The sequence below is a fragment of the Streptomyces cahuitamycinicus genome (genome assembly GCF_002891435.1).
GTDB classification, from domain to species: Bacteria; Actinomycetota; Actinomycetes; order Streptomycetales; family Streptomycetaceae; genus Streptomyces; species Streptomyces cahuitamycinicus.
In genome coordinates this window covers 12,282-27,853 of the sequence record NZ_POUC01000006.1, presented here as the reverse complement: position 1 = coordinate 27,853, position 15,572 = coordinate 12,282, and the positions used below count along the sequence as shown (strand labels likewise).

8 protein-coding genes and 1 pseudogene are annotated in these 15,572 nt (G+C 69.1%); 4 read left to right on the top strand and 5 right to left on the bottom strand.

Features of this window, described 5'->3' with window-relative positions:
• Positions 1-490: 490 nt before the first annotated feature.
• Positions 491-5,905 carry a type I polyketide synthase gene (locus C1J00_RS01735; protein WP_102907239.1) on the bottom strand — a complete coding sequence of 1,805 codons (5,415 nt, stop codon included), beginning with the start codon at positions 5,903-5,905 and terminating at the stop codon, positions 491-493.
• 371 nt (positions 5,906-6,276) lie between these two features.
• Between C1J00_RS01735 and C1J00_RS01730 the strand changes: the two genes are divergently transcribed.
• From C1J00_RS01730 to C1J00_RS01710, 4 genes and pseudogenes are all read left to right on the top strand, one after another.
• Entirely contained in the window at positions 6,277-7,926 is a 1,650-nt protein-coding gene (locus C1J00_RS01730; protein WP_245936143.1) for a (2,3-dihydroxybenzoyl)adenylate synthase, read from the top strand.
• Between the two features lie 257 nt (positions 7,927-8,183).
• Complete coding sequence (locus tag C1J00_RS01725) at positions 8,184-9,428, top strand: cytochrome P450 family protein (RefSeq protein WP_102907237.1); 1,245 nt, start codon at positions 8,184-8,186, stop codon at positions 9,426-9,428.
• A 39-nt stretch (positions 9,429-9,467) separates the two neighbouring features.
• Positions 9,468-10,343, top strand: coding sequence for an alpha/beta fold hydrolase (locus C1J00_RS01720; protein ID WP_102907236.1), 876 nt, complete (start codon positions 9,468-9,470; stop codon positions 10,341-10,343).
• A gap of 412 nt (positions 10,344-10,755) precedes the next feature.
• Positions 10,756-11,502, top strand: a pseudogene (locus tag C1J00_RS01710) (IS5 family transposase).
• Here C1J00_RS01710 and C1J00_RS01705 read toward each other — a convergent pair.
• The 4 genes from C1J00_RS01705 to C1J00_RS01690 all read right to left on the bottom strand — a co-directional run bounded on the left by C1J00_RS01705 (position 11,499) and on the right by C1J00_RS01690 (position 15,519).
• Positions 11,499-11,843 carry a DUF2750 domain-containing protein gene (locus C1J00_RS01705; RefSeq protein ID WP_102907235.1) on the bottom strand — a complete coding sequence of 115 codons (345 nt, stop codon included), beginning with the start codon at positions 11,841-11,843 and terminating at the stop codon, positions 11,499-11,501. The pseudogene C1J00_RS01710 and the gene C1J00_RS01705 overlap by 4 nt on opposite strands.
• 303 nt (positions 11,844-12,146) lie before the next feature.
• A complete protein-coding gene (locus C1J00_RS01700; RefSeq protein ID WP_102907234.1) occupies positions 12,147-12,530 on the bottom strand; it encodes a VOC family protein in 384 nt (127 codons plus the stop codon).
• An 80-nt stretch (positions 12,531-12,610) separates the two neighbouring features.
• Positions 12,611-14,125, bottom strand: a complete 1,515-nt coding sequence (locus tag C1J00_RS01695; RefSeq protein WP_439333373.1) for an MFS transporter — start codon at positions 14,123-14,125, stop codon at positions 12,611-12,613.
• Positions 14,126-14,277: 152 nt separating this feature from the next.
• Positions 14,278-15,519: a cytochrome P450 gene (locus tag C1J00_RS01690; protein WP_102907269.1), complete on the bottom strand. Its 1,242-nt coding sequence runs from the start codon at positions 15,517-15,519 to the stop codon at positions 14,278-14,280.
• Positions 15,520-15,572 lie beyond the last annotated feature (53 nt).

The window sequence follows — 15,572 nt, the reverse complement described above, 5'->3', positions numbered from 1 at the left end:
CGATGAGGGCACCGCGGCCACCAGGCCTTCACGGTGAGGTCGGCGACTACGCGCCCGACCGCCGAAGTCTGCGAACTGAGCGGGCTCATGCCGGCGCTTGGTGACTCGCCCTCGGCGCCGGCCTTCTCGATGACGTCACACTGAACCTCTCGCGCGTGCCTCCTTCTGCGGGGCCCGCGCGTGGGCAGCGTCGTCCCTTCCGTCGTGACGGTGTGCCCGTCCCGCTGATCGAGGCCGGTTCGAATGACCGTCGTTCCTGCCGCCACTGGTACGACGCGATCGCAGTCCGCGTCGAACTCAGCGGGGAATGCTCCATGACGACGGGACATCCGTTCTCCTGGCCCCGCAAGATCCAGGTGTGCCGAGTGTCCAAGGCGCACAAGCTGTCCCCGTCGCACCGGGCTCCCGGTTCTGCCGAAGGGGACAGCTTGTGCTGTGCCGGAACAAGGGCGTGGCGGGCAGGGTGACCACCCCTGCCCGCCACCCGGGTCTACCCGGCCGCGGCCAGCACCGCCGGCTCCTGGCCCGGCGCCGTGTCGAGGAATTCCTCGAGCGCGGCCTCGGGCACGGCCTCCGGCTCTGCCTCGTCCTGCGGCACCAGGCTGTCCATGATGTGCTCGGCCAGTGCGGCCACCGTCGGCCTGGCCCACAGAATGGTCGGCGGAAGGTCCAGTCCGAAGCGGCGCTGCAGGCGCACCCGCAGCGCGACGGTCATGACGGAGTCGACGCCGAGCTCGACCAGCGGGCGCTTCAATTCGACCGCGGACGGTTCGAGATTGAGTTCAGTGGCCACCTGCTCGCGCACGTCGGCGATGACGCGCTCCTGCACCTCTTCCCTGGGCAGATCGGCCAGTTCGGTCACGAAGGACTGGCCGCCCGCGGCACCCACGGTTTCCTGGGAGGCGGTCAGATCACGGAACATCGGCAGTCGCACGGAGTGCGACGGCGTCGGCACCACACGCAGGATGGCCTGGTAGTCCGCCTGGAAACGGTCGCCGAATGCCCACGCCCTGAAGGCCTCGGACGCGGATACGGCCTCCAGCCCACGCGAGTTGGCCTCGAGCATCGTCGTGGCAATGTCTGCCGACAGGCCGAGGCCGCGCCATGCCGTCCAGCCGAGGCTGACCGTCTCTGTGTGCCCCCCGGAGTTGCGGTGCGTGGCCAGCGCGTCGAGGAACGAGTTGGCCGCCGCGTAGCTGGCCTGCCCGGCCAGGTGGGCGATCTGACCGCAGGAGGAGAACAGTACGAAGAAGTCGAGCGTGCCGGGCGGGAAGAGTCGGTGCAGCACGAGCGCACCGCCCACCTTGGGCGCGAGCACCTCTCGCAGGCCATCCAGCTCCACCTTGCCGACCAGCGCATTGTTGACGACGCCTGCGGCATGGACCACGCCGGTCACCGGTGGCAGTCCAAGCGCGCCCGGCTCCAGAGCGGCCGCGACCTGGTCGGCGTCGGTGATGTCGAGCGCGAGCGCGCGCACCGTCACACCCAGCGCTTCCAGCGCGAGCACACTGTCGATCTGGTGCCGGATTCCCGGGTCGTCGACCGTGTCCCAGTCCGTCCGGGGAGGCAGCCCTCGCCGACCGGTGAGCAGGAGCCGGCGCGCGCCCCGGTCGACCAGCCACCTGGCAACCTCGAGGCCGAGAGCTCCGAGGCCGCCCGTGATCAGGACGGTGCCCGACGGCGAGCATTCCAGTGGCGTTCCGTCCGCGCTCCGCTCGATCCGGGCAAGGCGCGCCACTTCGGTGCCGTCCGCGGTGAGCGAGATGACGTCCTCCTGGCCGGCGGCGCCCCGCAGGATGTCGAGCAGCCGCGCACCTGTGTCGCGCTGCCCGTCGCGGAGGTCGACGACGCCGCCCCACAGTTCGGGGTGCTCTCCGGCGATGATGCGGGCGAGGCCCCACAACGGGCCCTGAGCGACCGAGCGTTCGTCCTGGGCCGTCCGAACGCCGTCGGTCAGGCACCACACCCGCTGGGGGGCGATCTCGGTACCCGCCTGGAGTTCGGCGACGCGCTGCACGGTGCGTACCACGGTCCACGCGATCCGTTCGGTCGCCTGCTCCAGCGGTTCGCTTGGCGGGCACAGCGAGGGCACGACCACGACCGCGCCCGGCCTGGTGAAGAGCTCCGGCCGCAGATCTGCGTCGGGGTCCGTGCCCAGGTGTACGTACTGCACTGCGGCGTTCTCGAGTTGCTTCGCCAGTACGGCGGTCGTGTCACGGTCGCCTATGAGGACGACCTGTTCCACGGCGTTGTCCTCGGCGCCCTCAACCTCCTCGTCGGTGAGCTGACGCCACACCACTTCATGCACCAGATCCCGCGGCAGGACCGCGGTACCGAGGTGCTCGACGGCCGCGAACCGCAGTCCGGTCACCTCGCAGACGATCTCCCCGTCCTCCCCGGCGACCTGTACGTCGACGGTGTCGTGCGGTGAGCGGGGTGAGCGCGTGCTGTGCACAGTGATACGGGCCGGCGGCTCACCGCGCCACACGACCGTCTCGATGGAACGCGACATCCACAGGACCGTGGCATCGCCGGGCGACACCACCATGGCGCTGATCGTCAGCGCTCCGTCGATGACATGGGCCCAGCTGCCGGCCCTGGTCGCGGGGGGCGGCACGATGTCCAGGACAGCGAGCTGCTCGGTGTCGTCGTAGCGGAGCTCGTCCATGTCCCACGGGAAGGCATAGCCTTCGACGCCCATGCGCCCGAACATGTCGTCGGCGCGGCTCAGCGAGCCTTCGGGGAGCCGCGCGCGGAGCGCCGCCGTGTCGATGCGGCCGACTGGCGGGCGGACTCCCGGCGTGAAGGAGGCCGTGGTGTGCGTGATCCATTCGTTCCCGTCGTCCCCGTGGCCATCGGCCTGGTCGTCGGCGACCCGGGTAGCCAGAGAGATCGACCTTCCTTCCCGTACGACCTGCACGACGCGGGGAGGCTCGACGGCGAGCGGCGTGCGCAGCACGATGTCCGTCAGCGCCGAGGGACCGTCCTCCTGTGCCGCTTGGGCGAAGGTGTTGATGATGGACGCCGCGGGGGTGACCTCCACTCCGACGAGCCCATGGCTCTGCGGGTAGGGGCGGGTGGACATGTCGAGGCGGGTCTGCCAGACCTGCCTCGAGGGCGAGCCGCTGACGGTCATGCGGCCGCCGAGCAGGCTGTGGCTCTCGGGGTCGTGGCCGCTGCCCAGGCCCGCGTCGTCGGTGCCTTCCGGGAAGATCCAGTAAGGCCGGTGCTGCCATACCGCGGCGGGCAGCGGGAGGAGTTCGCCACCGGCGTGCTCGCGCGACCAGTCGATCGCGGCGCCGTGGCAGTGCAGTTCGGCGAGGTTGCCGAGCAGAGTCCGGGTCTCGTCGGTGTCCCGTCTGAGGCTCCCGACGACAGCCGAGTCCTCGATGGCGAGGTGGAGCAGGGTCTCGCGGACCGAGTGCGCCACCACCGGATGGGTGGACAGCTCGGCGAACAACCGGTGGCCGTCCTCGGCCGCCGCCTGGACCGCCTCGGTGAACCGGACCGGCTGGCGCAGGTTCGCCACCCAGTAGTCGCCGTCGCGGGCGGCTCGGGACCGAGGGTCGTCCAGGGCGGTGCTGTAGAGGGGAGTGGTCGGGGGACGGGGGCTGAGCCTGCGTGCGGCGGCCTCGACCTCAGCAGTCACCTCGTCTACCTGGCTGCTGTGGAACGCGATGTCCGAGTCGACCGTGCGGATCCAGACGTTGTCGGCCTGCCACTCCTTCGTGATCAGGCGAACCGCGTGCTTGTCCCCGGACAGGACCGTGGCCTGCGGGTCCGCCGAGATGGCGGCCTCGACGCCGGGGTGACCGGCGAGCCGCTGCCGGGCCTCCTCGAACGGCAGGCCGACCATCACCATGGCGCCACGCCCTTCCAGGCGCTGCAGCGCAGCCGCCCGCCGGCAGGCGAATCGGGCGGCTTCCGTACGGTCGAGGGCACCTGCCACCACGGCGGCGGCGATCTCACCGACGGAATGCCCGATGATCGCGCCGGGCTCGGCGCCGTGACTTCGCCACACGTCGGCGAGGCCCACCTGGATGGCGAAGGTCAGCGCCTGGATGTGCGCTGCCGTCCACGGGCCGCCCTCGGTGATCGCCTCGCGGGGGGTCCAGCCGAGCTCCTCGCGGTACACATCCGCCAGCGCGTCGATGGCTGCCGAGAACACCGGCTCGTCGGCCAGCAGCTGCTTGCCCATGCCCGGCCACTGGGCGCCGTGTCCGGAGAACGTCCAGACGACGTCGCCGCCCTGGCCTGTCGCGGGCCGGGCCGTGGCCGTGCCGGATCCGGATCGGCCCTCGGCGAGTTCACGCATCCGTGCGGTGAGCTGCGCGGTGGAGTCCGCGACGACGGCAGCGCGCTGGGCCAGGTGTGTGCGGCGCAGGGCCAGGGTGTGTCCGACCGCGGACAGCGCAACGTCCTGGTGTGCGTCCAGCCAGTCGGCAACCGAGCCGGCGAGCGCGCGCAGCCCGGCCTCCGAGGCGGCCGATACGGGAAAGACCGCAAGAGTCCGGGAGATCGTGTCGCCGGGCTTCGGGGCCGACTGCGCCTCGGCGTCGGCCGTGGGCGCTTCCTCCAGGATGATGTGGGCGATGGTTCCGCCGACGCCGTAGCTGGAGACACCGGCCCGCCGTGTCCGGCCGCCCGCGGGCCAGTCCTGGAGCCGGCCGACGAGGCGCAGCCCGCAGGTGTCCCAGTCGACGCCCGGGTGAGGCTCATTGTGGAGGCTGGGCGGCAGTTGTTCGTGCCGCATCGCGAGTACCGTCTTGATGACGCCGGTGATCCCGGACCCGCCCTCGACGTGGCCGACGTTCGGCTTCACCGATCCGATCAGGCAGGGCCGCTGCGGCGGCCGGCCTTCGCCGAAGACCTTGGCGAGTGCGCTGATCTCCTCGCCGTCGCCTGTCGGGGTGCCGGTGCCGTGCGCCTCGACGTAGTCCACGGAGTCAGGGGCGATGCCGGCCCGTGCGTAGGCCTGGCGCAGCATGTGCTCCTGTGCATCGCCGTTCGGCGCCATCATGCCCTCGGAGCGCCCGTCTTGGAAAACACCGCCGCCGCGGATGAGGGCCTGGATCGGGTCGTTGTCGCGGCGTGCGTCGGAGAGGCGCTTGAGCACCACGACGCCGGCGCCCTCGCCCCTGCCGTACCCGTCCGCGTCCTTGTCGAATGCCTTGCTCCTGCCGTCGGGGGCCATGGCCCCGGCTCCGTCGAGGGCGACGTTCAGGGCGGGGGTGGCCATGATGTTGAGGCCGCCCACGATCGCCAGCGGTGTCTCCCCGGACAGCAGGCTCTGGCAGGCGAGGTGCAGTGCGGTCAGCGATCCGGCGCAGGCTGTGTCGACTGCCATGCTGGGTCCGCGGAGATTGAGGAAGTACGAGACGCGGTTGGCGATGCCGTAGAACGTCGTGCCGTTCACCGCGTACGCGCCCGTGCGGGGTATGTCTTCCAGGAGCCGCCGGCCGTAGTCGTTGGAATTGGCGGCGACGTAGACGCCCGCGTCGGTGTTCCGCAACGTATGTGGGGCGACGCCGGCGTCGGCCAGTGCCTCCCAACTGAGTTCGAGCATGAAGCGCTGCTGCGGGTCGAGGAAGTCAGCCTCCCGGGGGGTGATCCCGAAGAAGTCCGCGTCGAATCCTTCGATGTCGTCGAGGAAGGCGCCACGGCGCGAGGTGTCCCGCAGGATGGCGGTCGCCTGCGGACTGCTCGACGCGTAGGCCTTCCAGCGCTTCTCCGGCATGTCGCTGACCGTGCTCTTACCGGCCGCCAGAAACTCCCAGAACTTCTCGGGAGAGTCGAGATTCGGGGCGTACCTGCAACTCATTCCAATGATGGCAATTGCGTCGTCGGAAGCTGCTTTATCCGTCAAGTCCTCGCTCCTGTTCAGTGCGCCGAACGGACACGACATGAAGTGGGCCGGCTATCGCCTCGTCCGGAAGCAAGCTTTGTCTGCGGCGGCTGCTGGGCCCGTTGCATTGACTTCAGGTAAGAGCTCACGCGAGGGCGGCCGCCCGATCAGCGACAGGTTCTGCCGGGCATGGACCTGCTGACAACTTCTGTTGTGCGGCATGCGAAGCGCATCTGTGAGGCGGGCTGGATTCAGCAAGCGATGAGACGACGGAGGAAAGGAATATCCGTAGATTGCTCGAGGAAGGTATCGGCGGATACTCCGGCCGGCTGGAGCCGATGGGTCGGAGGCACCCTTCAACATCAGGAGCAATCATGCACAAGACATCGGCCCGGCCGTCGCGCCCCAAGGCCGTCGCCTGGCCCGATGACATGGCCGCGCGCTATGTCGCCCGAGGCTACTGGGAAGGCCGGTCACTGGGGTTGCACCTGGCCGAGGCTGCCCGCAAGACACCGGAGGCGATATGCCTCGTCGATGGCGAACGGCGCCTGAGCTATCGTGAGTTGATGGCGCGCGCGGACGGGGCGGCCGCACGGATGAGCGCTTTGGGGCTGCTCGCGGGTGACCGCGTCGTGGTGCAGCTGCCCAACTGCTGGCAGCACGTCGTCATGACGGTGGCGTGTCTCAGGCTCGGGGCCGTCCCGGTCTGGGCACTACCGCAGTACCGCCACCACGAGCTATCGGGCGTGGTGGTTCACTCGAAGGCCAAGGCGCTGGTGGTGCCGGGCCTGTTCAAGGAGTTCGACCACCAGGCGATGGCCCATGAGATCGCCAAGGCCGTGCCGCATGTCGAGCACGTCATCGTGGCAGGCCCCCATACCGGCACCGGTGCAGTCGCCCTGGGGGCGCTGTGTGAACCGGCCGACGACGGGGCGAAGTCCGCGTCGTTCTCCGCCGAGCTCGACGCGGCCGCGCCCGACGGTGACGAGATCGCGGTGCTCAAGCTGTCCGGGGGGACGACGGGACAACCCAAGCTGGTCGCCCGTACCCACAACGACCTCACCTACATGGTTAAGCGCGCGGCCGAGCTGTGCGGGTTCGGGCCGGACACCACGTATCTCGCGGTGCTGCCGCTGGGCCACGGTTTCCCCTACACCGGTCCCGGGGTCCTGGGCACGCTCCTGTCCGGGGGCCGGGTGGTGATAGCGGCTTCGCCGGCTCCGGACGCGGTTTTCGCGGCGATCGAGCGAGAGCGGGTGACCGCGACATCTGTGGTCCCGGCGATCGTCATGCGCTGGCTCCAGTATCGCGACGAGCACCCGGGTGCCGATCTGGGTTCGCTGCGGCTGCTCCAGGTCGGCGCCGCGCGGCTGGCGCCGGAGGTGGCGCGTCAGGTCGGCACGAAGCTGGGCTGCTCGCTGCAGCAGGTGTTCGGTATGGCGGAGGGCTTGTTGTGCCTCACCCGGCTCGACGATCCGGACGATGTCGTCCACCACACCCAAGGACGGCCCATCTGTCCGGACGACGAGATACTGGTCGTCGCCGAGGACGGTAGGCCGGTGCAGCCGGGAGAGTCCGGCATGCTGCTGGCGCGGGGGCCGTACACGCTGCGCGGCTACTTCGAGTCACCTGCCACAGATGCCCGGTCGTTCACCAAAGACGGCTGGTACCGGACCGGTGACCTGGTGCGCCAGGCGCCCGACGGCAACCTCGTCGTGATCGGCAGGGACAAGGACCTCATCAACAGGGGCGGCGAGAAGATCAACGCCGAGGAGATCGAGGACTTCGCGTTCCGGGTGCCCGGTGTCGATCAGGCCGCGGCCGTGGCCATGCCGGATGCCGAACTGGGTGAGCGCGTCTGTTTGTTCGTCGTCCCGGCGGCGGGCAAGGACGTGGACCTTGCGGAGATACGGGCGGTGATGACGGCGGCGAAGGTCGCTTCGTTCAAGCTCCCCGACCGGCTGTTCCTGATCCACTCCCTGCCAACGACCGCGCTCGGCAAGGTCGACAAGCGGGCGCTGCGGGCTGAGGTGGGTCACCGGCTCGCGGCCGCCCGACAGGGCTCCGGCGCCGCCAGCTGAGCGTCTGGTCGCCACCGCCGGCGAGAGGCCCGGCCGCTCCTTCAACGGCTGGCGTGGTCCCGCAATCAGGAAGAAGACGAGTGGCCCTCGGTTGGCTAGCCTCAGGAAGCGATCGAGCCAACCGGCATCGGAGCCGGTGGCCATGTGCGCGTGGCCTTTTCAAAGGTGTTGTCCGGCCGTGGCCTCAGCGGTTCCGTCCACGCCGTCGCACTTGACATCCGTACAGCTCAACGGACTCTTGCTGGAGGTCGTGTTCCATGACAGAAGCTGTGTGCCCGTACGTTCTCGACCCCCAAGGCGCCGACACCCACGGGGAAACCGCCCGCCTGCGTGAGCAGGGCCCGATCGCGCGGGTCGAGCTCCCCGACGGCGTACTGGCCTGGTCGGTTCACAGTTACAGGATCGCTCGGCAGATCATGGCCGACGAGCGGTTCTCGAAGAATCCCCGCCGTAACTGGCCTGCGTACATCAACGGCGAGATATCGGACGGTTGGCCTTTGATCACCTGGGTCGCCATGGACACCATGGCGACCCAGGACGGTGCCGACCACGCGCGGCTTCGCAAGCTGCTCTTGAAGGCCTTCACCAGCCGCCGTGTCGAAGCCATGAAGCCGCACATCGAGAAGACGGTGACCGAGCTCCTCGACGCCATGGCCGCCGCCGGGGCCGACGCCCCCCTCGACCTCAAGGCGATGTTCCACGCGGAGCTGCCCACTCGGCTCATGTGCGACCTGTTCGGAGTGCCCGAGGAGTCCCGCGCCGAGGTCCTCGAGGGCGGGCACAAGAACATCGACACCCGCATCTCCGCCGAGGTGGCCGAGGCCAACCTCGGGCAGTGGCAGAAGGCGATTGCCGACCTCGTCGACTACAAGCGCGTCAACCCCGGGGACGACCTGACCACCGCGATGATCGCGGCCAAGGAGGAGGACGGGTCCCGCCTGAGCGACTCCGAGATGATCGGCACCCTGCACCTGCTGCTCGGCGCCGGGTCCGAGACCCTGGTGAACGCCCTCGCGCACGCTTCCCTGGCCCTGCTCACCGACGCCGGCCTGCGTGAGAAGGTGACGACCGGTGAGATTCCCTGGGAGAACGTGTTCGAGGAGACGCTGCGGGTGGAGTCACCCGTCGCGCACCTGCCGTTCCGCTATGCCACCGAGGACTTCGAGTTCGAGGGCATACGGATCGCCAAGGGCGACTGCGTGCTCATCGACTTCGCGGGCATCGGGCGTGACCCGGAGAACCACGGCGACACCGCCGACGAGTTCGACGCCCTGCGGGCCGACAAGACGCACCTGTCCTTCGGTCACGGCGTCCACTACTGCCTCGGAGCCCGGCTGGCCAAGGAGGCGTGGATGATCGGCATCCCCGCGCTCTTCGAGCGCTTCCCCGACATGGAACTCGCCGTCCGCCGTGACGAGCTGGTGGGTCAGGGCAGCTTCGTCGTCAACGGGCACGCCAATCTGCCTGTCCACCTGAACATCAAGACGAAGAGCCACGTCTAGCAGCGGCTGTACTCAACCTCCACGCAAGGAGACTGTTTGATGGTGAATGCAGCGGCTGCGACCGGCTCGGACGTCTTCTCTGACGGGCTTCCTCTCGATGAGGACTACGCCGGGCCGCGGGATCTCACGGTCGAGACGGTTCTGTCGGCCGACGGGACCCCGATCGCGTACGAGAAGTCAGGAAGTGGCCCGCCGGTGGTGATACTTGGCGGCGGACTCAACGACAAGGCCATGTTCACCCCGCTCGTGACGCATATGTCAAAGCGTTTCACGGTGTACAACTACGACCGCCGCGGGCGTGGCGACAGCGGGTACGGGGACCCCGACCAGTACACGATCCAGGTCGAGGTCGAGGACCTGGCGGCGGTGCTCGACGCCGTCGGCGAACCGAGCCACGTCTTCGCCAACTGCACCGGTGGGCAGATCGCCATTTTGGCCGCGGCCGCGGGCGTGCCCATGATGAAGCTCGGTCTTTACGAGCCGCCGTACTGGTCTCCAGCGGTCACAACCGAGCAACTGGCCACGCTGAAGCAGTTCATAGCCGAAGACCGCCGGGACGAGGCGGTCACGCTCTTCGGCCGCGACATCGTCGGCTTCCTGAGCGACGAGACGCTCGACTATTTCAAGCAGCACCCTGCCTGGAGCGCGTTCAGGTCGATGGCGCCGTCGACCTATTACGATGCGATCATCAGCAAGGACCACTCGCAGATCCCCCACGAGGAGCTGCCGAAGATCACCGTTCCCACACTCGTGATGCGCGGGGACGAGGGCGAGCAGGAGATTCACGACTCATGCGCCAGGGTCGCCGATGAGATCCCCGGTGCGACGCTCCTGACGAAGGAGGGCTACAACCATCTGTTCGACCAGGATGCGTGGGCCTCATCGTTGATGGAGTTCTTCGAACCCTCGTCGTAAAGGGTCCCCAGGGCTTGTCAGCTGCTCGCCGGGGGCTTGCACGAGGGCGGTTCAACGCGATCGTGTGATGGTCGGCTTCCGGGCTTGCGGCGTCCTGGGCCGTTCGGGCTACGGTGATCGTGCGATCCGGGACGCCGGGCACGGCGCCGGCGTGCGGGGCCCCGCTCCGCCGGAGTGACGGCTCGGGGCCTCCCGTCGCCTCTGGCCGTACCCATCTGGCCAGGTCTTGAGGGAACCGGCCGCCCGGGATCGGACCACGGACACGGTCCGTGTCGCTGCCCCGGGCTCGAGTACACCGGTGACCAGCGCGCCCAAGACCGTCCGGGGCGTGCGGCTGACTCACTCCCACTCGGAACGCCTAACGAAATGATCTTCGAAGTGGTTGGATCGCTCCGAGACCGTTGATCCGGAGGTGCGGGGTGGCTCGGCCGAAGCCGTGGGAAGTCTGGTGTTCCAGGGCATCCTGTTTGTGCTGCGCACCTGGATCGCCTGGGAACACCTGCCGCAGGAAGTCGGCTTCGGCTCGGGCATGACCTGCTGGCGCCGCCTGGCCGAGTGGACAGAAGCCGGTGTGTGGCCCCGGCCGCACGAGATCCTCCTCGCCGAGCTCCGTGCCGCGAGCGCCCTGGACTTCACCTGGGCGGCTGTCGACGGCTCCCCCATCCGGGCGCCTGAAAGGGGAGCCCAAGACAGGACGAAGCCCTGTCGACCGGGTCAGGACGGGCAGCAGACACCACCTGATCACCGACGCCACCGGCATGCCGCTCACCGCCGCCCTGACCGGCGGCAACCGCAACGACGTCACCCAGCCGATCCCACTGCTCCAAGGCGTGCCGCCCGTGCGGGGCACGCGCGGCCGGCCCCGCCGCCCGGACGTGGTGCTGGGTGACCGCGGCTACGACCACGGCACGTACCCTCCGGCTGGCCCGGGACCTCGGCGAGAAGCCGCTGATCGCCCGCCGCGGCACCGAACACCGGCTCCGGCCTGGGCGCCCAACGCTGGTTCGCGGAGCGCGCATTCGCCCACCTGCACTGGTTCCACCGCCTGCGGATCCGCTGGGAGATCCGCGACGACAGCCACGAAGCCTTCCTCATCCTCGGATGCGCACTCATCTGCTGGCGGCGACCGCGCGCTCTGGCGAACGATGCCGTGGGCTAGTCAGCCGCCGCCAGCCGGTTGAGAACTTCCCTTGGGGTGAAGCTCCAGCCGACCAGGCGCTGCCCGCTCCAGTTGATGCCGATCTTGTATCCCTCTCGGGCGGCGTCGGGCAGATCGCGATCGCGCCAGGTGTCCAAGGGCATGGATTCAACGCGTAGCCCATGCCCCCAGATCTTCGCTGCCCTCCGGGCGCGGGCCGAGGTCGACCAGAAGGGAAGACTTCGTGTGCCGTCCGCGGAGAGGGGAGCCGGGCTTGCGTCGTCATCCCGGACAAGCCAGACCACTCTGCTCTGGCGGAAATCTCGGAAGAATGCTGCCGCTTGCGAACCGCTCTGGCTCATGGCCACAGAAGCCTGACGTTCCCCGCCACTCATTTCGTCAGGGAGTTCTCAGTCCACAGGAACGGTTCTTGCCCTGAGCGATCTTCCTGTGCACGACGACCCGCACCTTTGCACCGCCGGCCTCCGCGCGACAGCCTCCCCGATTCCCCGCGTCGGCCCGCTGACCCTGGCGACGGGACGATCCTCGGGCCGGATCGTCAGCCCGAAGGCCGGGAGCTCCGTTGCGGGACCACGAAGGAGGCAGTACGCGAAGGGCCACGGTGCCGTACACCGGCACCGTGGCCCTTCCGTGTGTGGCAGAAGTCAGGGGCTGAGCAGGCCCACGTTGTTGCCGTCGGGGTCCGCGAACACGGCGATCCGGCCATCGGGGGTGGACTGCGGCTCCAGGACGCGGGTACCGCCGAGCTTTTCGGCCCGTGCCAGGGCGGCGTCGACGTCGTCCACCGGGAAGTAGGCGACGAACCCGGTATAGGGAGCCTTGGGGCCGGCCTGGCCGATGCCTCCGACCGGAGGATCGTCGCCGGTGCTCACCATGGAGTAGGTGTCGTCCAGGGCGTCGATCGACCAGCCGAACATGCCCCGGTAGAAGGTGGCCGTCCGGGCGGCATCCGGGCTGGAGATGTCGAACCAGCCGGGAACGGCCGGGTGCTGGGCCGAATCGCTCTGCTTGCCGTCCACGTCCGTCATGTTTGCACCGTCCACTTTCTGAGAGGTTTTCTGGATGTTTTGTCGCGGCCGCGAAGGGCGGCCTCAGTGCTCCGGCAGCCTCAGCGGGATTCCGCGAGACTCTCGGCCATCGGGTCGCGCAGCTCGGTGTCGACGCGCTCGATCAGGGCCATGACGAGCAGCCCGCCGATCACCATCAGGGCCGCGCCGATACGGAAAGCCAGCGTGTACCCTTCGGTCATCGCGACCTCGGGCGCCGTACCGAGCCGGATCTCCCCGTCCGCGTGCCGCAGAGCCAGGGTGACCAGGACGGCGACTCCAAGAGCGCCGCCGATCTGCTGCATGGTGTTCTGCAGGCCAGAGGCCAGGCTTGAGTCCTGGACTGTGACCCCGTGCAGCGCGGCGTTGGTCGCGGCCGGCATGGTGGCGCCCGCGAACAGACCGAACACCAGCATTCCCGGCATGATCCCGCCTACGTAGGAGGAGTCGACGTCGGCTGTGCTCGTCAGGAAGAGCCCCACGCCCGCACCGATGAAGCCGCCACCCGTGACCACCCGGACCCCCAGGCGCGGGATCAGAGCGGTGCCCAGGGCGATTCCACCCCCGATCCCGACGCTCAGCGGCAGCCAGGCAAGGCCGGTCACCAGCGGCGAGTAGTCCAGGACCTGCTGCTCGAACAGAGTCAGCATGAAGGTGTACGAGATGAACGCCGCCATGAAGAACAGCGTGACGAAATTGACGACCGACCTCGTCCGGTTGGCGAAGAACCCGAGCGGGATGAGCGGGTTCCTCGCCCTGCGCTCGACCAGGAGCATCGTCAGCAACAGGGCGGCACCGGCGGCGATCGGTACCACGACCGCCGTGGATCCCCAGGAGTGTTCGGCCGCCTGGAGCAGCCCGTAGACAACTCCGACGAGCCCGAGGGTCAGGGTGACCGCGCCAATGATGTCGAGGCTGTGGTCCTTCGCGCGCACCATCTGACTCTCGGTGACCAGACGGGGCACGAGCACCAGGGCCACCAGGGCGACGGGCAGGTTGATGAAGAAGATCCAGCGCCAGGACACCAGGTCGGTCAGAACACCGGAGATGACGTAACCCAGGGTGCCGCCGAGTCCGATGATTCCGCCCCAGACACCCAGCGCCTTCGTGCGCTCCTTCGGGTCGGTGAAGAGCAACGCGATCAGGCCCAGCGAAGCGGGAGCGGCGATCGCCTCGGCAGCGCCCTGTCCGAACCTGCCGACGACCATCATCCAGGGCGCTTCGGCCGCACCGGATACCGCCGAGGACAGGCCGAAGACGACCACACCAATCAGCAGCAGGCGCCGCCGGCCGAAGACGTCGGCCAGCCGTCCACCGAGCATCAGCAGGCCACCTGCAGCCAGCACATAGCCGTTGACCACCCAGGCCAGGCCCGACGCTGAGAAACCGAGTCCATCCTGGATGCGTGGCAGGGCCACGTTCACGACGGTCATGTCCAGCAAGATCATGAACTGCAGGCTCGACAGGACAGCGAGTACCAGCCAGCGCCGGGGATCCGGTTCTGCCCGGGCGGCCTCGTCCCCTGACAGGGCCTGCGCGACCCCCTCCGAGGTCCCGTTCGAATCAACGGTTGTCACAACGGTCTCCCTTACTCATCGCCTTCATCCCCGGCATAACGCGCCCTCGTTCACACTGTCCACATTCAGCATGTTCACACTGTATACTCGATAGCGAGGCGCGGCAAACAGCGAAACTCGGCAAACCCGGAAAACGGTCCGTGCGCCCTGCTCTACCGCGCGAGCCGCACGCGGATCGGCACCGAGTCCCAGGCCCGCAGGGTGTTGTTGGGACGGCGCCGGGTGGGGCCCGCGAGCTCGATCGTCTCCACACGCTCCGCCAGCGCCGTGAGCAGGCATTCGGCCTCGAGACGCGCAATGTGCTGGCCCACGCACTGGTGCAGCCCGAAGCCGAAGCCGAGGTGCCCGGACGGGTCGCGGGACAGGTCGAACGCGTCGGGGGCGTCCCAGCGCCTGGGGTCCCGATTGGCGGCCCCGAGGAGCAGCAGCACCTTCGCGCCGGCGGGCACCACGCCACCGGCGACGCGAATGTCACCGGTGGCCGTCCTGAAGAAGGTCTGTACCGGCGAGGCCCAGCGCACGGCCTCATCGAAGGCCACCCGCACAAGCCGCGGCTCTGCCCGCAGTCGCTGCCACTGCGCGGGGTGGGTGGCGAGCGCGTGCAGCAGCGCGGCGAGTCCGTGCACGGTCGTGTCGACGCCGGCAGCGAACAGGGAGCGCACGACCAGCGGCGCCTGCTCTGGCGTGAGCTCACCCCGGTCGGCCGCCGCCCAGATCTGGGCCCCGAACCCATCCTCGGTGAGGGCCTCGCGTTGGCAGTGTGAGTTCACCCAGGCCGACAGTTCCCGGGCGCGCGGCGCGCCCAGTGCCACGAGGTCGTTTCGCGGGCCGAAGGCGTTGAACAGGAAGTCGCTGAAGGGCAGGAGGTTTTCGCGCCCGGAGTCCGGGATGCCGACGGCGTCCGGAAAGGCGCGCAGAGGGAAGGCCTCCGCGAGCGAGGCCACGGCGTCGAACTCGGCGCTGTTGCCGGTGTGGCCGGCCAGCAGTTCGTCGACAAGGTCCGCCGCCGCCGCCCTCCACTTGTCGCGTAGCCGGCGCTGCGTGTGGGGCCCGAGCAGGCCCGCCAGCACCCGGCGCGGGGCGTCGTGGTACGGGGGGTCGGCCTCCAACAGGATGCTCGGTGACCGCCACGGCTTCCCGGTACGGAAGTTGGACAGGCCCACCCCGCCCCCGGACTCAAAACTCTGCCAGTCCCGCAGCGCCGCGTACACCTGTTCGTAGCGGGCCATCGCATAGACATCGTGGGTGCTCAGGTACACCAGCGGCCCGGCATCGCGCAGCGCGGCTTGAAGCGGGAGCGGGTCCTCCAGGACGTCGCGATCGAACGGGTCGAGGGCGCTGACGGGCAGCCGCGTCCCGGCTGAGCGGAGCGCTGTGGCGGGTGCGTCGGTCATGGTCACGGCCTTCGTCTCGTGTCGGGATCCGGTAGGTCCGGCCGGGCGTGCGG